This is a genomic window from Streptomyces sp. Ag109_O5-10, assembly GCF_900105755.1.
In the GTDB taxonomy this organism is placed as follows: Bacteria; Actinomycetota; Actinomycetes; order Streptomycetales; family Streptomycetaceae; genus Streptomyces.
In genome coordinates this window covers 1,964,701-1,984,836 of record NZ_FNTQ01000001.1, presented here as the reverse complement: position 1 = coordinate 1,984,836, position 20,136 = coordinate 1,964,701, and the positions used below count along the sequence as shown (strand labels likewise).

At 71.7% G+C, this 20,136-nt stretch carries 21 protein-coding genes; 11 read left to right on the top strand and 10 right to left on the bottom strand.

The window, feature by feature from the left end:
• The first annotated feature begins 174 nt into the window (after positions 1-174).
• On the top strand, positions 175-1,959 hold the full coding sequence (gcl, locus tag BLW82_RS09120) for a glyoxylate carboligase (protein WP_093498316.1): 1,785 nt from the start codon (positions 175-177) through the stop codon (positions 1,957-1,959).
• A gap of 199 nt (positions 1,960-2,158) precedes the next feature.
• Here gcl and BLW82_RS09115 read toward each other — a convergent pair whose 3' ends face one another.
• From BLW82_RS09115 to BLW82_RS09100, 4 genes are all read right to left on the bottom strand, one after another.
• On the bottom strand, positions 2,159-2,401 hold the full coding sequence (locus tag BLW82_RS09115; RefSeq protein ID WP_093498315.1) for a hypothetical protein: 243 nt from the start codon (positions 2,399-2,401) through the stop codon (positions 2,159-2,161).
• Positions 2,402-2,753: 352 nt separating this feature from the next.
• Entirely contained in the window at positions 2,754-4,211 is a 1,458-nt protein-coding gene (locus BLW82_RS09110; protein WP_093498314.1) for a catalase, read from the bottom strand.
• Between the two features lie 172 nt (positions 4,212-4,383).
• On the bottom strand, positions 4,384-5,274 hold the full coding sequence (locus BLW82_RS09105) for a 2-hydroxy-3-oxopropionate reductase (protein WP_093498313.1): 891 nt from the start codon (positions 5,272-5,274) through the stop codon (positions 4,384-4,386).
• A gap of 143 nt (positions 5,275-5,417) precedes the next feature.
• Entirely contained in the window at positions 5,418-6,257 is an 840-nt protein-coding gene (locus BLW82_RS09100) for a TIM barrel protein (protein WP_093498312.1), read from the bottom strand.
• A 133-nt stretch (positions 6,258-6,390) separates the two neighbouring features.
• On the opposite strand from BLW82_RS09100, the gene polX reads away from it, so the two are divergent.
• The 8 genes from polX (at position 6,391) to BLW82_RS09060 (ending at position 13,905) form a co-directional block, all read left to right on the top strand.
• Positions 6,391-8,130, top strand: coding sequence for a DNA polymerase/3'-5' exonuclease PolX (gene polX, locus BLW82_RS09095; protein ID WP_093498311.1), 1,740 nt, complete (start codon positions 6,391-6,393; stop codon positions 8,128-8,130).
• 47 nt (positions 8,131-8,177) lie between these two features.
• A complete protein-coding gene (locus BLW82_RS09090; RefSeq protein WP_093498310.1) occupies positions 8,178-8,432 on the top strand; it encodes a YkoF family thiamine-binding protein in 255 nt (84 codons plus the stop codon).
• Positions 8,429-8,797, top strand: a complete 369-nt coding sequence (locus BLW82_RS09085) for a helix-turn-helix domain-containing protein (RefSeq protein WP_093498309.1) — start codon at positions 8,429-8,431, stop codon at positions 8,795-8,797. Before BLW82_RS09090 ends, BLW82_RS09085 begins: the two co-directional genes overlap by 4 nt.
• 128 nt (positions 8,798-8,925) lie before the next feature.
• Positions 8,926-9,438: a 2-oxo-4-hydroxy-4-carboxy-5-ureidoimidazoline decarboxylase gene (uraD, locus tag BLW82_RS09080; protein ID WP_093498308.1), complete on the top strand. Its 513-nt coding sequence runs from the start codon at positions 8,926-8,928 to the stop codon at positions 9,436-9,438.
• A gap of 4 nt (positions 9,439-9,442) precedes the next feature.
• Positions 9,443-9,838, top strand: coding sequence for a hydroxyisourate hydrolase (uraH, locus tag BLW82_RS09075; protein ID WP_093498307.1), 396 nt, complete (start codon positions 9,443-9,445; stop codon positions 9,836-9,838).
• 6 nt (positions 9,839-9,844) lie between these two features.
• Positions 9,845-10,768: a factor-independent urate hydroxylase gene (gene pucL / locus BLW82_RS09070; RefSeq protein WP_093498306.1), complete on the top strand. Its 924-nt coding sequence runs from the start codon at positions 9,845-9,847 to the stop codon at positions 10,766-10,768.
• Between the two features lie 123 nt (positions 10,769-10,891).
• Positions 10,892-12,268: an 8-oxoguanine deaminase gene (locus BLW82_RS09065; protein WP_093498305.1), complete on the top strand. Its 1,377-nt coding sequence runs from the start codon at positions 10,892-10,894 to the stop codon at positions 12,266-12,268.
• 230 nt (positions 12,269-12,498) lie between these two features.
• Positions 12,499-13,905 (top strand): nucleobase:cation symporter-2 family protein, encoded by a 1,407-nt coding sequence (locus BLW82_RS09060; RefSeq protein WP_093498304.1) that lies wholly within the window; start codon positions 12,499-12,501, stop codon positions 13,903-13,905.
• 28 nt (positions 13,906-13,933) lie between these two features.
• Here the strand turns inward: BLW82_RS09060 and BLW82_RS09055 are convergent, their stop codons facing one another.
• Positions 13,934-14,731 (bottom strand): helix-turn-helix domain-containing protein, encoded by a 798-nt coding sequence (locus BLW82_RS09055; protein ID WP_093498303.1) that lies wholly within the window; start codon positions 14,729-14,731, stop codon positions 13,934-13,936.
• A gap of 93 nt (positions 14,732-14,824) precedes the next feature.
• Here BLW82_RS09055 and BLW82_RS09050 point away from each other — a divergent pair, with 93 nt between their 5' ends.
• Complete coding sequence (locus tag BLW82_RS09050) at positions 14,825-15,688, top strand: SDR family NAD(P)-dependent oxidoreductase (RefSeq protein WP_093498302.1); 864 nt, start codon at positions 14,825-14,827, stop codon at positions 15,686-15,688.
• Positions 15,689-15,731: 43 nt separating this feature from the next.
• Here the strand turns inward: BLW82_RS09050 and BLW82_RS09045 are convergent, their stop codons facing one another.
• Positions 15,732-17,165 carry an MFS transporter gene (locus tag BLW82_RS09045; RefSeq protein WP_093498301.1) on the bottom strand — a complete coding sequence of 478 codons (1,434 nt, stop codon included), beginning with the start codon at positions 17,163-17,165 and terminating at the stop codon, positions 15,732-15,734.
• 131 nt (positions 17,166-17,296) lie between these two features.
• Here BLW82_RS09045 and BLW82_RS09040 point away from each other — a divergent pair, with 131 nt between their 5' ends.
• Positions 17,297-17,698, top strand: a complete 402-nt coding sequence (locus BLW82_RS09040) for a winged helix-turn-helix transcriptional regulator (protein WP_177232890.1) — start codon at positions 17,297-17,299, stop codon at positions 17,696-17,698.
• Between the two features lie 33 nt (positions 17,699-17,731).
• On the opposite strand, the gene BLW82_RS09035 is transcribed toward BLW82_RS09040, so the two are convergent.
• The 4 genes from BLW82_RS09035 to BLW82_RS09020 form a co-directional block, all read right to left on the bottom strand.
• Positions 17,732-18,154, bottom strand: a complete 423-nt coding sequence (locus BLW82_RS09035) for an acyl-CoA thioesterase (RefSeq protein ID WP_093498300.1) — start codon at positions 18,152-18,154, stop codon at positions 17,732-17,734.
• 57 nt (positions 18,155-18,211) lie between these two features.
• Entirely contained in the window at positions 18,212-18,829 is a 618-nt protein-coding gene (locus tag BLW82_RS09030; protein ID WP_093507944.1) for a hypothetical protein, read from the bottom strand.
• A 156-nt stretch (positions 18,830-18,985) separates the two neighbouring features.
• A complete protein-coding gene (locus BLW82_RS09025) occupies positions 18,986-19,585 on the bottom strand; it encodes a histidine phosphatase family protein (RefSeq protein WP_093498299.1) in 600 nt (199 codons plus the stop codon).
• Positions 19,586-19,588: 3 nt separating this feature from the next.
• Positions 19,589-20,104 carry an HAD domain-containing protein gene (locus tag BLW82_RS09020; protein WP_256216194.1) on the bottom strand — a complete coding sequence of 172 codons (516 nt, stop codon included), beginning with the start codon at positions 20,102-20,104 and terminating at the stop codon, positions 19,589-19,591.
• Positions 20,105-20,136: the final 32 nt, after the last annotated feature.

Sequence of the window (20,136 nt, the reverse complement as noted above, 5' to 3'; positions counted from 1 at the left end):
GTTGTCCGTCCCTTGACGACGTTCGTCACCGCACCTACATTGATTTCAGATAGTAGAAGTTACTTTCCGCTATGCGGAATAAGTGTGGATCAACTCGAACGAACAACTGGAAACGATGCTCACCGCGGGGCGCGACGGGAGCAGGCATCCGACAGCCGAAAGCAGGAGTTCTCGATGGCTCGTATGACCGCTGCCCGCGCGGCAGTTGAGATCCTCAAGCGCGAGGGCGTCACCGACGCGTTCGGTGTGCCCGGCGCGGCGATCAACCCCTTCTACGCGGCGCTCAAGGCCTCCGGCGGCATCCACCACACCCTCGCCCGTCACGTCGAGGGCGCCTCGCACATGGCCGAGGGCTACACCCGTACGCACCCCGGCAACATCGGCGTCTGCATCGGCACCTCGGGACCGGCCGGCACCGACATGATCACCGGCCTCTACTCGGCCACCGGCGACTCCGTCCCGATCCTGTGCATCACCGGCCAGGCGCCGACCGCGGTGATCCACAAGGAGGACTTCCAGGCCGTCGACATCGCCTCGATCGCCGGGCCGGTCACGAAGATGGCGGTCACCGTGCTGGAGGCCGCACAGGTCCCGGGCGTCTTCCAGCAGGCCTTCCACCTGATGCGCTCGGGCCGTCCCGGCCCGGTCCTGATCGACCTGCCGATCGACGTGCAGCTCACCGAGATCGAGTTCGACCCGGACACGTACGAGCCGCTCCCGGTCTACAAGCCGGCCGCCAGCCGCACCCAGATCGAGAAGGCGATCGGGATGCTGAACGCGTCCGAGCGTCCGCTGATCGTCGCCGGCGGCGGGGTCATCAACGCCGACGCCGCCGGACTCCTCGTCGAGTTCGCCGAGTTGACCGGCACCCCGGTCGTCCCGACCCTGATGGGCTGGGGCGTCCTGCCCGACGACCACGAGCTGAACGCCGGCATGGTGGGCCTGCAGACCTCGCACCGCTACGGCAACGCGACCTTCCTGGAGTCCGACTTCGTCCTCGGCATCGGCAACCGCTGGGCCAACCGTCACACCGGCAGGCTGGACGTCTACACGGCCGGCCGCACCTTCGTCCACGTGGACATCGAGCCCACCCAGATCGGCAGGATCTTCGCCCCCGACTACGGTTTCGCCTCCGACGCGAAGGCCGCCCTGGAGCTCTTCGTCGAGGTGGCACGGGAGTTGAAGGCGTCGGGCGGTCTCCCGGACCGCTCGCGCTGGGCGGCCGCGGCGCAGGAGAAGCGGGCGACCCTCCAGCGCCGTACCCACTTCGACGACATCCCGATCAAGCCGCAGCGCGTCTACGAGGAGATGAACAAGGCCTTCGGCCCGGAGACCCGGTACGTGTCCACGATCGGCCTCTCGCAGATCGCCGGCGCCCAGATGCTGCACGTCTTCCGGCCCCGGCACTGGATCAACTGCGGCCAGGCGGGCCCGCTCGGCTGGACGGTCCCGGCCGCGCTGGGCGTCGCCAAGGCCGACCCGGAGGCGTCCGTCGTCGCCCTCTCCGGCGACTACGACTTCCAGTTCATGCTGGAGGAGCTGGCGGTCGGCGCGCAGCACAAGATCCCCTACGTGCACGTCCTCGTCAACAACTCCTACCTGGGCCTGATCCGGCAGGCGCAGCGGGCGTTCGACATCGACTTCCAGGTCAATCTGGAGTTCGAGAACATCAACTCGCCCGAACTGGGCGTCTATGGCGTCGACCACGTCAAGGTCGCCGAGGGCCTGGGCTGCAAGGCGATCCGGGTGACGGACCCGGCGGAGCTGGGCGCGGCCTTCGAGGAGGCCAAGAAACTGGCCGCCGAGCACCGCGTGCCGGTTGTCGTGGAGGCGATCCTGGAGCGGGTCACCAACATCTCCATGTCGACCACCAACGACATCTCCCGTGTCGTGGAGTTCGAGGAGATCGCCACCGAGCCCGGTCACGCGCCGACGTCCGTCAGGACGCTGAAGGTCTGAGCCGGCGCGGACGAAAGCGGGCGGCCCCTCCTGCGGAGGGGCCGCCCGCTTCGCGTCGCGGACGACCGGGTGCCCGCCGCCCCCGTGCCGGCGGGCACCTGTGTGGTGTGAATATGCCCTCTGACTCGGGCCGTTGAAGCATGGGGAACAGAGTTCAGAGCTTGATTTGAGGATCGGCCGGCCCCTTCGTCCCGGTACCTCAGCTTTCGGGGTGCTCGGTCAGGCCCGGCCAGTCGTCCGGGCCGCCGCCCTGCCACTCGATGAGGTCGCTCTCCTCGACCTCGATCCGGTCCAGGTCGGCCAGCCGCAGGATCTCGATCACGTCGTCGAGGTGGGAGGCGATCCCCAGGGTCACGTCGCCCTCGGTGACCCGCCGGGAGCCGTCCAGGGCCGGGGCGTGCACGACGATGTGCGGGAACTCGGTCGGTGGATGTGCAGTCATGCCACAAGGCTCCTGCGGCGGGGCAGGAAACGCACGCCGAAGCGCCGGACGCGGGCGGTTCCGCATCCGGCGCTCGGGGAGCCCGTGGGGCTCTGTGCCGCTGTGGCCGTCCGACGGCGCGAGGCTGGGCGCGACGGGACGTTCGCGCCGCCGGACGGGGTTCAGGGGTATGGCTGGGACCGCGGCGGGTGCGACGGAGCCCGGGGCGTCCTTCCCTCTGGTCGAGAAGGGCGCCCGGTTCCTTCACCACCGCACTGGCTCGCACGCCGCCGCGGTCCTCGCCCCGCCCGCGCAGGCACCGGCCGGCCACCCCTCATCCGGGCCGGTCGGCCGCCGCGGGCCGTCGGTGGGGTCAGTCCTCGCGCAGGGCGCGGACCGCCTCCGCCACGCGCCTGCCGTACTCCGGGTCGGCGGCGTGGAAGTGGGCCAGGTTCTTGTCGATCACGTCGTCGCGGGAGACCTGCGAGAGGCTGCCGGCGATGTTCGCCACCAGCCGCCGCCGCTCCTCCGCGGACATCAGCCGGTACAGCTCGCCCGCCTGGGCGAAGTCGTCGTCCTTGGTGTGCAGTGGGGCCTCGTGGGTGCCCGTGTGGCCGGTCACGGCGAGGGGCGCAGACAGGGGGCGGCCGGTCTGCGCCGGGCCGTCGTAGGAGTTCGGCTCGTAGTTCCTGGCGTGCCGGCCCTGGGCGTTGGCCGCCATGAGGCCGTCCCGGCCGTAGTTCTGCGCGGTCGTCGCCCGTGGGGCGTTGACGGCCAGCAGGGTGTGGTTGACGCCCAGGCGGTAGCGGTGCGCGTCCGCGTAGGCGAACAGGCGGCCCTGGAGCATCTTGTCGGGGGAGGGGCCGATGCCCGGCACGAAGTTGTTCGGGGAGAAGGCGGCCTGCTCGACCTCGGCGAAGACGTTGTCCGGGTTGCGGTCCAGGACCAGGCGGCCCACCCGCTGGAGCGGGTGGTCCCGGTGCGGCCACACCTTGGTCAGGTCGAAGGGGTTGAAGCGGTACTCCGCCGCCTCGGCCGCCGGCATGACCTGCACGTACAGGGTCCAGGACGGGTGCACGCCCCGCTCGATGGCCTGGAGCAGGTCGGTCTGGTGCGAGTTAGGGTCCTTGCCCGCCAGCTCAGCCGCCTGCTCGGCGCTCAGACTGCGCACGCCCTGGTTGGTCTTGAAGTGGTACTTGACGAAGAAGGCCTCGCCCTCGGCGTTCGTCCACTGGTAGGTGTGCGAGCCGTAGCCGTTCATGTGGCGGTACGACGCCGGGATGCCGCGGTCGCCCATCAGCCAGGTCACCTGGTGCGTGGCCTCGGGCGAGTGCGCCCAGAAGTCCCAGACGTTGTCCGGCTCCTGACGGCCCGTGAACGGGTCCCGCTTCTGCGAGTGGATGAAGTCGGGGAACTTGATCGGGTCCTTGATGAAGAACACCGGGGTGTTGTTCCCGACGAGGTCGTAATTGCCCTCTTCGGTATAGAACTTGACGGCGAAGCCGCGGGAGTCGCGGACGGCGTCGGCGCCGCCGAGGGAGTCGGCGACCGTCGAGAACCGCAGGAAGACCTCGGTGCGCCGGCCGACCGTGCTCAGGAAGTCGGCGTGGGTGAAGCCGGTGACGTCGTCGGTCACCTCGAAGTGGCCGTACGCGCCGCTGCCGCGGGCGTGCACCACGCGCTCCGGGATCCGCTCGCGGTTGAAGCGCGCGAGCTTCTCGAGGAGGTGCTGGTCCTGGAGGAGGAGCGGGCCGCCGACGCCGGCGGAGGCGGAGTTCTGGTTGTCGGCGACGGGGGCGCCGGACTCGGTGGTGAGCACGCGCTTCGACATCGTGGGCCTTCCGTGCGGGTGTCAGCGGAAATTCATTTCCGCTTCGTGGAGCCTAGGATCGGGTCGACTGAGGCGTCAACGGTTTGTTGAAGTGGTTCCGGGCGGTGCCGGAGCCTGGGCGCGACAGGACAGGTGTCGGCGCCGGCACCGCCCGGAAGTCATACGGTCCGGCTCAGACCTGCGCGCCGGACAGGCGCTCCACCGCGCGCAGCAGCGCGGAGTGGTCGAGGCCGCCGTCGCCCTGCGCGCGCAGGGACGCGACCAGCTGGGCCACCACGGCGCCGACGGGCAGGGCGGCGCCGACGTTGCGGGCCGCGTCCGTGACGATGCCCATGTCCTTGTGGTGCAGGTCGATCCGGAAGCCCGGCCTGAAGTCGCGGCTGAGGAAGTTGTCCTTCTTCCGCGTCAGCACGGTCGAGCCGGCCAGGCCGCCGTTCAGCACGTCCAGCGCGGCCGTCAGGTCCACGCCGGACTTCTCCAGGAAGACCACGGCCTCGGCGCACGCCTGGATGTTCACGGCGACGATCAGCTGGTTGGCGGCCTTCACGGTCTGCCCGGAGCCGTGCGGACCGCACAGCACGATGGTCCTGCCCAGCGCCTCGAAGATCGGCCTCGCGGCGTCGAAGTCGGCCTGCTCGCCGCCGACCATGATGGACAGCACGGCCTCGACGGCCCCGGCCTCACCACCGGACACCGGCGCGTCGAGGACGCGGATGCCCTTGGCCCCGGCCGCCTTCGCCAGGTCGACGGACGTCTGCGGGGTGATGGACGACATGTCGACGAGGAGCGCGCCGGACCGCGCGTTCTCCAGGATGCCGTCCGGGCCGTACGCGATGGCCTCGACCTGCGGGGACGCGGGGACCATGGTGACGACCACGTCCGCGTCCCGCACCGCCTCGGCGATCGAGCCGGCCGCGGTGCCGCCGGCGGCGGCCAGCCGGTCCAGCTTGTCCTGCTCCAGCGTGAAACCGGTGACGTCGTAACCCGCCTTGACCAGGTTCTCGGACATCGGGGAGCCCATGATGCCGAGGCCTATCCAGGCGATCTTGGGGAGGGTGCTCATAAGGGGTGCCTCTCTGACTGCTGTGATACGTCTGCTGCTCGGCGGGCGTCGCGTTGCCGGAAGGAGCCCGTCCGGCGGTCGAGGACGAGGCCGTTCGGGCCGGAGCGGGGGTCTGGGGGCGGCGGCCCCCGGCGGCGGTCACCTCAGCGGGCGCCGCGCCGCTCCACCGGCAGCCAGCCGAAGGCCTCCGCGCTCGGCGAAGCCCCCGCCTTGTACTCCAGGCCCACCCAGCCGTCGTAACCGGCCTTCCGCAGCTGGTCGAGGAGGTCTTCCAGGGGGAGTGAGCCCGTGCCCGGGGCGCCGCGGCCCGGGTTGTCGGCGATCTGGACGTGGCCGGTCTTCGCGGCGTACCGCTCGATCACCGACGGCAAGTCCTCGCCGTTCATCGACAGGTGGTACAGGTCCATCAGGAAGCGGGCGTTGCCGAGTCCCGAGGTCTCGTTCACCTTGTCGACGACCGCGACCGCGGCCGGCGCCGACACCAGCGGATACCGCGGCGACTCCGGCTCGTTGAGCGCCTCGATCAGCAGGGCCGCCCCGTTGCGGTCGGCCGCCTCCGCCGCCCGGACCAGGTTCTCCAGGGCCAGCGCGTCCTGCTCGGCCGGATCCACCCCGTCCACGCGGTTTCCGTACAGGGCGTTGAGCGACCGGCAGCCCAGGGTGCGGGCGAAAGCGGCCGCCACGTCGATGTTGGCGCGGAACCGCTCCGACTCCTCGCCCGGGACCGACAGGGCACCCCGGTCGGGGCCCGGCAGCTGTCCGGCGTAGAAGTTCAGTCCGGTCAGCCGGACGCCCGCGGCCGTGATCGCCTGGCGCAGCGCGTCGAGTTCCGACCGCGCGGGGGTGGGGGAGTCGACCCAGGGCCACCACAGCTCGACCGCGGTGAAGCCGGCCGCGGCGGCGGCCGCGGGGCGCTCCAGGAGCGGGAGTTCCGTGAAGAGGATCGACAGGTTGACGGTGAAGCGCTGCTCTGCAAATCCCATGGGGGTGGGCGCTCCCTTCCACTGTCTCTGTTTCCACATTATGGAAGTTAATTTCTGCTTAATGGAAGACTGCCTGTGGCCGGGGAGAGCTGTCAAGAGCGCCCGCGCAAAACGGGCGCCCTACCCTGAAGGCATGGCTCGGTCCAACGACGAGGTGGCGGCGCTGCTCCAGGAGTACGCGGACCTGATCTCGATCACCGGCGGCGACGCCTTCAAGGCGCGTGTCTACGAGAAGGCCGCCCGGTCCGTCGGCGGCCACCACGCCGACGTCGCCACGCTCGACCTCAAGGGGCTGCAGGAGATCCCGAACGTCGGGAAGTCCATCGCCCAGAAGGTCCGCGAGTACCTCGACAGCGGCGCGGTGGCCGCCGTCGAGGAGCTGCGGGCGAAGATCCCTGACGGGGTCCGGCGGCTGACGGCCATTCCCACCCTCGGCCCGAAGAAGGCCATGGTGGTCTACGAGGAGCTGGGCGTCTCGTCGGTGGACGAACTCGCCGCCGCCATCCGCGACGAACGGCTGCGCGACCTCAAGGGCTTCGGGCCGAGGACCGAGGAGAACATCCTGCACGGCATCGAACTGCTCCGGTCCTCCGGCGGACGGGTGCGGATCGACGTGGCCATGGAGCTGGCCGAGGACATCGTCGCCGAACTCTCCGCGGTGACCGGCTGCGAGCGGTGCGCGTACGCCGGGTCGCTGCGCCGGATGCGCGAGACCATCGGCGACATCGACATCCTCGCCGCGGCGGAGGACTCCGCCCCGCTCATGAAGGCGTTCACCGGACTGCCGTACGTCACCGAGGTCATCGGGCAGGGCGGGACCAAGACGTCCGTGCGCACCGGCAAGGGGCTCAACGTCGACCTGCGGGTCGTGCCGCCGGACTCGTGGGGCGCCGCGCTGCAGTACTTCACCGGCTCGAAGGCCCACAACATCCGCACCCGCGAGATCGCGGTGCACCAGAAGCTCAAGCTCTCCGAGTACGGCCTCTTCGACGCCGCGAGTGGCGAGAAGATCGTCTCCAGGACCGAGGAGGAGGTGTACGCGCGCCTCGGCCTGCCCTGGATCCCGCCGCCGCTGCGCGAGGACCGCGGGGAGATCGAGGCCGGGCTCCGCGGCGAGTTGCCCGAGCTGGTCACCGAGGCCGACCTCCGCGGCGACCTGCACACCCACACCGACCTCACCGACGGGCTCGCCCCGCTGGAGGAGATGGCCGAGGCGGCCGCCGCACGCGGCTACGCCTACTACGCGATCACCGACCACGCGCCCGACCTGGCCATGCAGCGCATGACCGACGAGCGGATGCTGGCCCAGCGCGAACGGGTGCGCGAGCTGGACGGCGCCTACCCCACCAGGGGGCGGCGCGGCGGGCTGCGGCTGCTGCACGGCACCGAGCTGAACATCGGCCCCGAGGGCGAGGTGGACTGGCCGGACGACTTCCTCGCCGGGTTCGACCTGTGCGTGGCCTCCGTGCACTCGCACTTCAGACAGGGCCGCGAGCAGCTGACCCGGCGGCTCGTCCGGGCCTGCGAGAACCCGTACGTGAACGTCATCGGCCACCCCACCACCCGTCTCATCGGCAGGCGGCCCGGCATCGACGCCGACCTCGACGCGGTCTTCGCCGCCTGCGCCCGCACCGGCACGGCCCTGGAGATCAACGCCCACCCGGACCGCCTCGACCTGCGCGACGAGGACATCCTGCGGGCCCGCCGGCACGGCGTGCGGTTCGCCGTGAACAGCGACGCGCACGCCGTGCCGCACCTTGCCAACATGCGCTACGGCATCGGCACCGCCCAGCGTGGCGGGCTCACCGCCGACGACGTGATCAACACCTGGCCCGAGCGGCGGCTGCGGAGCTTCCTGCGCAAGGGCCGGTGATCCCGGAGGGCTGCCCGAACGTCGGTGCCGCGCGTTAGGTTGAGCGCGTGCGATTGAGAGTGGAGTTCACGACCGAGCCCTTCGACCTCGACGAGGCCCCCGCGCACGCGCTGGTCGCCCGTGAGGTCATCGAGGCGGCCGAGCTGGACGCGGTGGACGTCGGGCCGTTCGGGAACACGGCGGAGGGCGGCTCCGACGCCGTCCTCAGCGCCGTGGACGCGCTGCTGCGCCGGGCCCTGGAGGCCGGGGCCACCCGGATCTCGCTCCAGGTCAACGTGGTGGGGGAGGGCGGCGACAAGTGACCGGAAACGCGGACGAGCCCTTCATCACCGCCGTGAAACCGCTGGTCGACGCCATGGGCGGGGAGATGCTCCCGCCCGACGAGGCCGGCCCCGACGACGTCGTGCTCGCCTGGGAGGGCGTCGACGTGGTCGCCGTACGGCTGCCGCAGCTCGCCGACTCCCTCGACCACATCCTGGCCGCCATGGAGCGCAAGCAGGGCAGGCCGCTGGCCGACTTGGACCGCAAGGCGAAGCAGGAGGTCGTGCGCATACTCGAGGCGCGGGGCGCCTTCTCGGTGCGGCACGGCGTGGAGACCGTGGCGAGCGCGCTCGGCGTGAGCCGCTTCACCGTCTACAACTACCTCAACCGCGAGAAGGAGAACTGACCCTCCCGGTGTGCCCCGGGGGGTTGTTACGCGGAATTTTCAACAAAGTGTTGACGCTGGGTTCCGGAGGGCGTTAGCTGACGGCAGCCCGTTCAGCACGAAGGCCGCATACGGCCACGGAGGCTCCCGTGACGTCGACTTCCACGCCCCCGGGCCTGGCCCGGTTCAACGAACTGGAGGAGCACGCGGCACTGGCCGCCCTCCACGAGGCGTGCGCCTCCGCGGCCTGGGGCCGGCACCTGCTCGCCGCCCGCCCCTACGCCACCCCCGAGTCCCTCTACGCCGCCAGCGACGCCGCCATGGCCGAGCTGGGCGAGGCGGACCTCGCGGAGGCCATGGCCGGGCACCCGCCGATCGGCCGCCCCAGGCCGGGCGACCCCACCTCGGCCCGGGAACAGTCCGGCATGGCCGGCGCCGCGGACGGCCTCAGGGCGGAGATGCTCGAACTGAACCTGGCCTACCAGGAGCGGTTCGGCCATGTCTTCCTGATCTGCGCCACCGGCCGCACCGGCGAGGAGATGCGGGACGCGGTCAGGGAGCGGATCGGCAACCCGCCGGAGCGGGAGCGGGAGATCGTCCGCACCGAGCTGGGCAAGATCAACCGCATCCGGCTCGCCCGACTCGTCGAAGAGGACGCCTGAGACCATGAGCACCAGCGCCACCGCCTCCGTGTCCACGCACATCCTGGACACCAGCGCCGGCCGTCCCGCCGAGGGCGTCGCCGTCCGGCTCTCCGCCCGCCCCGCCCGGGAAGCGGAGTGGCAGGAGCTCGGCGGCTCCGCGACCGACGCGGACGGCCGGTGCAAGGACCTGCCGGCGCTGCCGGCGGGCACCACACACGTACGGCTCGACTTCGCCGTGGAGCCGTACTTCGAGAAGAAGCAAGCCGATGCGCAGCAGGACGCCCCCGCGAATCGGGACAGCGGACCGGCCGTGTTCTTCCCGGAGGTGGCGATCACGTTCGCCGTCGTACCGGGCGAGCACTACCACGTGCCGCTGCTGCTCAACCCGTTCGGCTACTCCGTTTACCGAGGGAGCTAGCTACACATGCCTACGATTCTTGGACAGAACCAGTACGGCAAGGCCGAGAACCGGGTCGTCAAGATCACGCGGGACGGCGCCACCCACCACATCAAGGACCTCAACGTGTCGGTGTCGCTCTCCGGCGACATGGACGAGGTCCACTACTCCGGCTCCAACGCCAACGTCCTGCCGACCGACACCACCAAGAACACGGTGTTCGCGTTCGCCAAGGAGCACGGCATCGAGTCGGCGGAGCAGTTCGGCATCCACCTCGCCCGCCACTTCGTGACCTCGCAGGAGCCGATCCACCGGGCCCGGATCCGCATCGAGGAGTACGCCTGGGAGCGCATCGAGGCCTCGGACGCCAACTCGAAGTTCATCGGCGCCGACGAGGTCAGGCACTCGTTCGTGCGCAAGGGCCAGGAGACCCGGCTCACCCAGATCACCTACGACGGCGAGCAGTGGGAGGTCGTCTCCGGGCTCAAGGACCTCGTCGTGATGAACTCCACCAACTCGGAGTTCTGGGGCTACGTCAAGGACAGGTACACCACCCTCCCCGAGGCCTACGACCGCATCCTGGCGACCCAGGTCTCCGCCCGCTGGCGGTTCAACTGGACCGACGACGAGCAGAAGATGCCCCACTGGGAGAAGTCCTACGAGCAGACGAAGAAGCACATGCTCCAGGCCTTCGCCGAGACGTACTCCCTCTCGCTGCAGCAGACGCTGTACCAGATGGGTTCGCGCATCATCGACAACCGCGGCGAGATCGACGAGGTCCGCTTCTCGCTCCCCAACAAGCACCACTTCCTGGTCGACCTGGAGCCCTTCGGCCTCAAGAACGACAACGAAGTGTACTACGCCGCCGACCGGCCCTACGGCCTGATCGAGGCGACCGTCCTGCGGGACGGCTGCGAGGCGAGGATCCCGGTGGACCTCACCAACCTCTGACCTTCCCCTCATCGGCACCCTCGGCCGGGGTACCGGGCCTTGCCGGCTCCCCGGCCGCGGCACTCAAATCCCCGGGTCCTGCCGTGCCCTCCTCACAAGTCCACTGAGCGAAAAGGACGAATCATGGCAGCAGACCAGCGCATCGTCATCGAGAACTGTTCGATCGCGACCGTCGACGCCCACGACACCGAGTACGCCAACGGGTACGTCGTCATCGCCGGCAACCGCATCGAGTCGCTCGGCGCGGGCCGTGCTCCCGAGGGCCTGGAGAACGTCGTACGGCGTGTCGACGCCACCGGCCACCTGGTGACCCCCGGCCTGGTCAACACCCACCACCACTACTACCAGTGGATCACCCGGGGCATGGCCACCGACCACAACCTCTTCAACTGGCTGGTCGCGCTCTACCCGACCTGGGCGCGCATCGACGAGCCCATGGTGTACGCGGCCGCGCAGGGCTCGCTCGCCATGATGGCCCGCGGCGGTGTCACCACCGCCATGGACCACCACTACGTCTACCCGAAGGACTCCGGCGACCTCTCCGGCGCCATCATCCGCGCCGCCCGCGAGACCGGCGTCCGTTTCACCCTCGCCCGCGGCTCCATGGACCGCAGCGAGAAGGACGGCGGACTGCCCCCGGACTTCGCCGTCGAGACCCTCGAAGGCGCCCTCACCGCCACCGAGGCGACCGTCAAGGAGCACCACGACCCCTCCTTCGACGCCATGACCCAGGTGGCCGTCGCGCCCTGCTCGCCGTTCTCCGTCTCCACCGAACTCCTGCGCCACGGCGCCGAACTGGCCCGCCGGCTCGGAGTGCGCCTGCACACCCACGGCTCGGAGACCGTCGAGGAGGAGCAGTTCTGCAAGGAACTGTTCGGGATGGGCCCGACCGACTACTTCGAGTCCACCGGCTGGCTCGGCGAGGACGTGTGGATGGCGCACTGCGTCCACATGAACGACTCCGACATCGCCGCGTTCGCCCGCACGAGGACCGGCGTCGCCCACTGCCCGTCCTCCAACGCCCGCCTCGCGGCCGGCATCGCGCGCGTCCCCGACATGCTCGCCGCCGGCGTCCCGGTCGGCCTCGGTGTCGACGGCACCGCGTCCAACGAGTCCGGTGAACTCCACACCGAACTGCGCAACGCACTGCTGATCAACCGCCTCGGTCCGCACCGGGAAGCGGCCCTGAACGCCCGCCAGGCACTGCGCCTCGGCACCTACGGCGGCGCCCAGGTCCTCGGCCGCGCGAGCCAGATCGGCTCCCTCGAACCCGGCAAGCTCGCCGACCTGGTCCTCTGGAAGCTGGACACCCTCGCCCACGCCTCCATCGCCGACCCGGTGACCGCCCTGGTCTTCGGCGCGGCCGCCCCGGTCACCGCCTCCTTCGTGAACGGCCGTCAGATCGTCGAGGACAACCGGCTGCTGTACGTCGACGAGGACGCGATCGCCCGCGCGACACGGGCCGAGGCCCAGCGGCTGGCGCAGCTCGCCGGGCGGTAACCCCGCTTTTCCGTGAACCACTTGAGCTCCGGTCGGGAGGGACGGCTCCCGGCCGGTGGCCGTGGACCCCGAAAGGGCCCACGGCGGCCGCCTCCCGGGCGCGCGCTGCCCTGCGCGCGCCCGGGAGAACGGTCACCGTCCTTCGGTCCCTTCCCCACTCTCGACTTCGCTCGAGCGGGAGGCACCGCCATGACCGCCGCACCACCTCCCTGAAACCCGCGTCAGAGCCGATGCGTAACCGACCGGAGGAGCCGCCCGTGTCCGCGTATCCCGTGCACCCCGTCGACGAGAAACTCCCCGCCCTGAAAATGGCCGCCACGGGCCTGCAGCACGTGGCCGCCATGTACGCGGGAGTGGTCGCCCCGCCCCTGATCGTCGGCGCGGCCATCGGCCTCACCGGCACCGAACTGACCTTCCTCACCGCCGCCTGCCTCTTCACCGCGGGCCTCGCCACCTTCCTCCAGACCCTCGGCGTCTGGAAGATCGGCGCCCGGCTGCCCTTCGTCAACGGCGTCACCTTCGCCGGGGTCGCCCCGATGACCGCGATAGCCGCGTCCACCCACGACAAGTCCGACGCCCTGCCCGTCATCTTCGGCGCGGTGATCGTCGCGGGCCTGCTCGGCTTCCTCGCCGCCCCCTTCTTCAGCAAGGCGATCCGCTTCTTCCCGCCCGTCGTCACCGGCACGGTCATCACGCTCATCGGCGTCTCCCTGCTCCCGGTCGCCTTCGGCTGGGCGCAGGGGCCCGACCCGGCGGCGAAGGACTACGGTTCGGCCGAGTATCTGGGACTGGCCGCGGCGACGCTCGTCATCGTCCTGCTGCTGCGCCGCTTCACCCACGGCTTCGTCAAGCAGATCGCCGTGCTGATCGGCCTGGTCGCCGGCACGGTCGTCGCGATCCCGCTCGGCGTCACCGACTTCGGGCCGGTCGCGGACGCCGACGTGATCGGCTTCCCGGCGCCCTTCCACTTCGGCGCCCCGCAGTTCCAGCTCGCCGCGATCCTGTCCATGTGCGTGGTGATGGTGGTCTCGATGACCGAGTCGACCGCGGACATGCTGGCGCTCGGCGAGATCGTCGAACGGCCCGCCGACGAGCGGACCATCGCAGCCGGGCTGCGCGCCGACACCCTCGGCTCGGCACTCAGCCCGCTCTTCAACGGGTTCATGTGCAGCGCGTTCGCGCAGAACATCGGCCTGGTCGCGATGACCCGGATCCGCAGCCGGTTCGTGGTCGCGGCCGGCGGCGGCTTCCTGGTGCTGATGGGGCTGTGCCCGATGGCAGCCTCGCTGATCGCCGTCGTGCCCCGGCCCGTCCTGGGCGGCGCGGGCGTGGTCCTGTTCGGCTCGGTGGCGGCCGGCGGCATCCAGAGCCTGGTCGGGGCCGGCCTGGAGAAGGGCGAGAACGTCCTGGTCCTCGCCGTCTCCCTCGCCGTCGGCGTCATCCCGGTCACCGAGCCGGACTTCTACCACGCCTTCCCGGAGACCGCCCGGATCGTCCTGGACTCGGGGATCTCGACGGGATGCATGACGGCGGTGGTGCTCAACCTCGTCTTCAACCACCTGGGCCGGCGGCGCGCAGAAGCGGGGGAACCGGAGGAGACCACCGCACCGCTCGCCGCACCCCAGCCGCTCACGTGATGCCACGGCTTCGGCGTGCCGCCCCCGTTCAGGGCCGCCGGATCCGGATCGCCTGGCAGGGCGTGGTCCCCGGCAGCCGGTCCGTGAAGTACGAGCGGGGCGGGACTCCCATCAGGGCGCGGAAGTCGGCGGTCATGTGCGACTGGTCGAAGTAGCCGGTGGCGGCGGCGAGTTCGGACCATCCGACGCTGCCCCCGCGGGCGGCGACCGTGCGGACCCGGTCGATACGGGCGTAGTGCTTGGGGGAGACCCCGACGCCGTCGGTGAACAGGTTCCGCAACTGGCGCTCGCTGACGGCGATTTCGCGGGCCACGTCGCGTACCTGCGCGGGTCCCCGGTCCAGCCGCACGGACAACGCGTCGACGCCCGCCCGCAGCAGCGCCGTCCGGCCTGGATCCGTCCGTTCGGTCAGCAGTCCGGGCAGCACCTCGGCGATCCGCGGCAGCGCCGCCGACGGCTCCAGCCACCGCACCTCCCGCGCGAACCGGCGGGCCACCCCGCCCGGCAGGGCGTCCAGCGGCACCACCCGGCCGACCAGCTCGGCGGCCGGCACGCCCAGCAGGGGCCGGGAGGTGCCCGGCGCCAGCCGCAGTTCCACGCACGAGATGTGCGGCTTCCCCTCGTGGTAGGCCGCCCGCACCCGCGGCCCGACGGCCAGGACGTCACGCTGCCCGTCCGCCGTCACCCGCAGCACCACCTTGGTCAGCGCGTCCGGCAGCTGCACGAACGTCCCCTCGGGCGGCTCGGCGAAGGACATGGTCCGTACCCCGGCGAGCCACGGGCGCAGTACGTCGGGGATGGTGGCGAGCGGCTCGGCGATGGTCATCGGCACCCTTCCACCGTAAGCGGCCCGCGCCGCCGTCCGGGCGGCTCGGCCGTGCCGGAATTTCCAAGAGCCGGCCGCCCCGGCAGGCCCACCGTGGACCGCATGATTCTGGTGACGGGTGCCACGGGCACCATCGGACGTGACGTCGTACGACAACTCGCGGCACGCGGCGCGAAGGTGCGCGCGCTCACCCGCGACCCGGCGAGGGCGACGGTGCCCGCCGGGGTGGAGGTGGTGCGCGGCGACCTCGCCGACCCCGCGTCCCTGGCAGCCGCGTCGGCCGGTGCGACGGCCGCGTTCCTGCTCCGGCCGCCCGGCCCCGACGCGGGAGAGGACGCGGCGCTGGTCGCCGCGGCCCGGGAGGCCGGCGTGGAGCGGTTGGTGAAGCTCTCCGCCATCGCCACCGGCGAGGCGGCCTCCGGCCCCTCCGCGCAATGGCACGTGGCCGGCGAACGGGCCGTGCGGGAGAGCGGGCTCGCGTGGACCGTGCTGCGGCCGTCGTCGTTCGCCTCCAACACGCTGACGTGGCTCAAGGCGCTCCGGGCGGGCGAGCCGGTGCCCAACATGACCGGGGACGGCGCGTCCGGTGTGATCGACCCCCGCGACATCGCCGAGGTGGCGGTACGGGCACTGCTCGACGCCGGGCACTCGGGGCGGACGTACACCCTGACCGGTCCCGAGGCGATCACCGTCCCCGGCCAGGCCGCCGCGCTCGCCGAGGTCCTGGGCCGACCGGTGCCGACCCGGGACCTGTCCCCGGACGAGACCCGGGACTTCCTCCGCACGGCCTGGGGCATGGAGGGGGGCCGGGCCGACGGTGTCCTGACCGGCCTCGCGTTCGTCCGCTCCGGTGGGAACGCGGTGGTCACCGAGGACGTCCGTGAGGTGCTCGGGCGGCCGGCGCGGACCTTCCGGGAGTGGGCCGAGGACCACCGGGACGCGTTCGCGGCGGCCTGAGCGGCCGGCCCCGTCCGGTCCTTGCGCGCCGCCTCCGCCCGGCTCAGGTGCGCCCTGGCCGCAGTGCGGTCGCCGCCAGCGCCAGGGCTCCCGCGGCGATCACCGCGGCCACCCGGAACGCCAGCCGGTAGCCCTCGGCCGTGGCCGGGACCAGCTCGGCGCCCGCGTGCAGCAGGCCGTCGGTACGGCTCGCCGCGAGGGTGGACAGGGCGGCCAGGCCGAGCGAACCGCCCACCACCTGCGTGGTGTTGAAGAGACCGGAGGCCAGTCCCGCGTCCGCCTCGCCGGCGCCGGCCATGGCGAGGCCGGTGAGCGGGGGCATCGCCGCGGCGAAACCGGCCGCCATGAGCAGCATCGGGGGCAGTACGTCGGCCGCGTACGAGCCGGCCGCGGGCGCCCGGGTCAGCAGGGCCATCCCGGCGGTGACGAGGACCAGCCCGGTGAGGAGCACGTGGTACGCGCCGAAGCGGGCGGTCGCGCGCGCCGAGAGCCCCAGCATCAGGGCGCCGATCGCGAGCGGTGCCGGCAGGAAGGCGAGGCCGGTCCGCAACTCGCCGAAGCCCAGCACGCGCTGGATGTAGAGCGCCCCGATGAACTGGAAGCCGTACATCGTCGCGATCAGCAGGACCTGCACGCCGTTCGCGCCGCTCAGCGTCCGGGAGCGCAGCAGCCGCAGCCGCAGCAGCGGGTGCTCGGCCCGGGCCTGGCGGACGGTGAACGCCACGAGGAGCGCGAGGGCGAGCGCGGCCAGGAGCCAGGTGGCGGCCGGGCCCCGGTCGCCGGAGCCGACGATGACGTACACGGTGAGCATCAGCGCACCGGTGACTAGGGCCGCCCCCGGACCGTCGGCGCCCCTGCGGAGCCCGGCGCCGGGCTCCGGGACCAGGATCCGTACCGCGGCGAGCCAGGCCGCCAGCCCGATCGGCAGGTTGATCAGGAAGATCCAGTGCCAGCTCAGCGCCTGTGTCAGCGCGCCGCCCAGGAAGGTGCCCAGGGTGGCGCCCACGGCCCCCACCGCGCTGAACGCCGCGATGGCGCGCGCCTGTTCGCGCGGCTCGGGGAAGAGCGACACCAGCATGCCGAGCACGACGGCCGAGGTCATCGCGCCGCCCGCGCCCTGCACCGCCCGCGCCGCGATCAGCGCGCCCTGGCTCGTCGCCAGCCCGCACGCCACGGAGGCCGCGGTGAACAGGGCGAGCCCGGCCGTGAACATCCGCTTGCGGCCGATCAGATCACCCAGACGGCCGAACAGCAGAAGCAGTCCGCCGAACGGGATCAGATAGGCGTTCACCACCCAGGCCAGCCCCGGGCCGCTGAAGCCCAGGTCGCGTTGGACGGCCGGCATCGCCACGGTGACGATGCTGCCGTCCAGGACCGTCATCAGCGCGCCCGCGCACAGGACGGCGAGGGACGCCCGCCGCGGGTATGTTCGGGAAGGAGTCACCGGTGCGGCCGGTGTGCCGGTCGTGGTCGACATGGCCTCGTGGCCTCCGCAATCGCCGTAGCTCGCCGTGGACATCAACAGGAACCGATCGTGCGCCTGGTGCACGACTTGTAACGGGGTTCATGGTGAGTGACCATGAGAGGACGGCGTAAGGAGGCAGCTCGATGTCCCAGAGGAACACCGGTGTTACCAGCCAGGTCGTGAACGCGCAGGCCTGCCCCGTCCGCGAGGTTCTTGACAGGGTGGCCGGCAAATGGAGCGTGCAGATCCTGGTGGCGGCCTCGCACGGGCCCATCCGCTTCACGGAACTGGAGCGCGGCATCGAGGGGATCAGCCGCCGGATGCTGACCCTCACCCTGCGCAACCTGGAGCGCGACGGCCTGGTGACCCGCACCGTGCATGCGACGGTGCCGCCGCGCGTCGAGTACGAACTCACACAGGTGGCGATGGAGTTGCACGAGACCCTGCAGCGGCTGACCGACTGGGCCGAGCACAACCGCCACTACATCGCGAAGGCCCGTGCGGCCTACGACGCCGAGCACCAGCCGGAACTGCTCGACGTGTAGACGGCGCTGGTGACGCGGTCGGTGTGGACCGCGTCAGAACCCGAACAGCTCCGGGGCCGAGGTGAGTTCCTCGAAGACCTCGCGGGGGTCGGCGACCAGCTTCCGGGCCTTCAGGTCCAGCAGGCCGCCGACCGCGTCGACCTCGGCGGCCGGCGTGCCGTCCGCTTTGGTGATCTTCTGCAGCATGCGGAACGTCTTGCCGGCTCCCCACTCGAACGCGCAGGTCACGTCGACCTCGTCACCGGCGAGCAGCTCCCGCTTGTAGCGGATCGTCGTCTCCAGCGCGACCGGGCCGACCCCCCGCCCTATCAGCCCGGCCTGGCTGACCCCCGCCGCCTGGAGCAGTGACCAGCGGGCGTGCTCGGCGTAGTTGAGGTACACCGCCTGGTTCAGGTGCCCCTGCACATCGGTCTCGTAGCCACGGACCGTGACGCGGACGGAATACGGTTCGCTCACGACTTCCCCTTCTCGTGTACGACGCACTGATCCTTTGACGGCATCCTGACACGCCCGTCACACCCGGCGCGGCGATGCCAGCAGATAGCGCGTTCTGGTACGCGGCTCCGTGTACTCGCCGGTCTGCCAGCCCGCCCGCTCCAGGGTGGCCGCGCACGCCCGCAAGGGCTCGCCCTCCGGCGCGTACACCGCGACCGCCTCCGGCTGCGGGGTCGCCCGCACCCGGTAGCCGGGGACGTCCGGCCCCTCCGGCGGATGCCCGGCCGCCTCGAGGGCGAGTGCGGCGGCCCGCACCAGATGCGCGCGCTCCCAGCCGCAGGGCCGGTCCGTGGCGCCGTCGGGATTGGTCATCCGGCGCAGTTCGAGCAGCCCCTGCCAGGCGCTGTGCACCTCACGGGCGCGGGCCGGACCGGCGTCCGCGGATCCCTCGCCACCGACGCGCGCGGCGAAGCCCTGGGCCTGCTCGGGCTCCGTCGCGGCGCGGGGCTCCGGAGCCTCCCGCAGCCGGTGCCCGGCAGGCGTCAGGAAGTGGTCGTGCGGCGGGCGCGGGTGCCGGAAGGCGAGCCCGTGCTTCACCAGTGCCGCCAGCTGCGCCTCGGTACCCCGCAGCCGCCCGGTGACCGGGTCCGCGGCGTCGACGACCCGCCGCTGCGCGGCGGTGGGCGGTCGGGTCACGGTGCACACCTCCCCGGTGTCGAGCGCGGCGCTGATCCCTTGCCCGGATCCCCTCCCCGGACCCCTTCTCCGGACCCCTTCTCCGGATTCCTTCTCCGGATTCCTTCTCCGAAGGCTACGACCGGGCACTGACAACGCGCCGACGACGGGGTCCCGCTACCCGCCGGGCCGGATGTTCCAGCCCGCGATCACCGGCCGGTCGTGCTCCGTGCCCAGCCGGCACAGTGTCCCCGTGGCCAGCTGGAACAGGGCCCCGGCGGACGGCGGCAGGCCCAGTCGGCGCGCGGTCAGGACGCGCAGGAAGTGCCCGTGGGCGACCAGCAGCACGACCCCCTCCGTGTCGGCGAGGGCCGCCTCGACCTTGGACAGCATCCGGTCGGCCCGCTCGCCGACCTGCTCCGGGCTCTCCCCGGGATGGTCCGGCGGGCCGGGCGCGACCCCGTCCGTGAACAGCAACCAGCCGGGCCGGGTGCGCTGGATCTCCACGGTGGTCACGCCCTCGTAGCCGCCGTAGTCCCACTCCCGCAGGTCGGCGTCGACCCGGGCGTCGGGCACCCCGATCAGCTCGGCGGTCTCGCGGGCCCGCTGGAGCGGGCTGACGAAGGCGGCACCGATGCGGTGCGAGCGGATCAGCGGCATCAGCCGGCGCGCCTCCTCCCTGCCGTGTTCGGTGAGCGGCACGTCGGTCCACCCGGTATGCCGTCCGGACCGCGACCACTCGGTCTCACCGTGCCGGACGAGAAGGACATCAGCCATACGTCAGAGGCTAAGAGCCCAGCGCTCCAGTTCGGCGAAGTCACGCGCCCGCAGACCGTGCCGCGGGTCCACCGGATGGAGCAGCGCGGGCCCGTCGTGGTGCTCGGCGACATGGCGGACGTCGAGTTCGGTGACCATGTCGTCCACCCACGCGAACGGCCGACCGGCCGCCCACGCCAGGACGGTCCGCGTCTTCCAGTACAGGCCGTCCGGATCCTTCGCGAACAGCTCCGGCCACTCGATGACGGGCAGCTCGGGCAGCCCGACGACCGGCCCGATCATCTCGTTGGCCTGGTGCGTCCACGTGGTGGCCCAGACCGGCTCGTACGGCAGCGCGAGCAGCCGGGCCCCGTGCCCCGGATGCAGCCGCACCCGCAGCCCCCGGCGCAGCGCCCGGGAGCCGGGCCGCCGGCGGGCGGACCAGTTGGCGGGTCGCAGCCTGCGGGTCACGTACCCGCGGTGCGGCAGGAACCGGGCCCGGAAGGGGTTCAGGGGGCCGTCGACGTCAAGGAGGAGCAGAGGCCGTCAGGTCATGGGGACGGCATACCCGG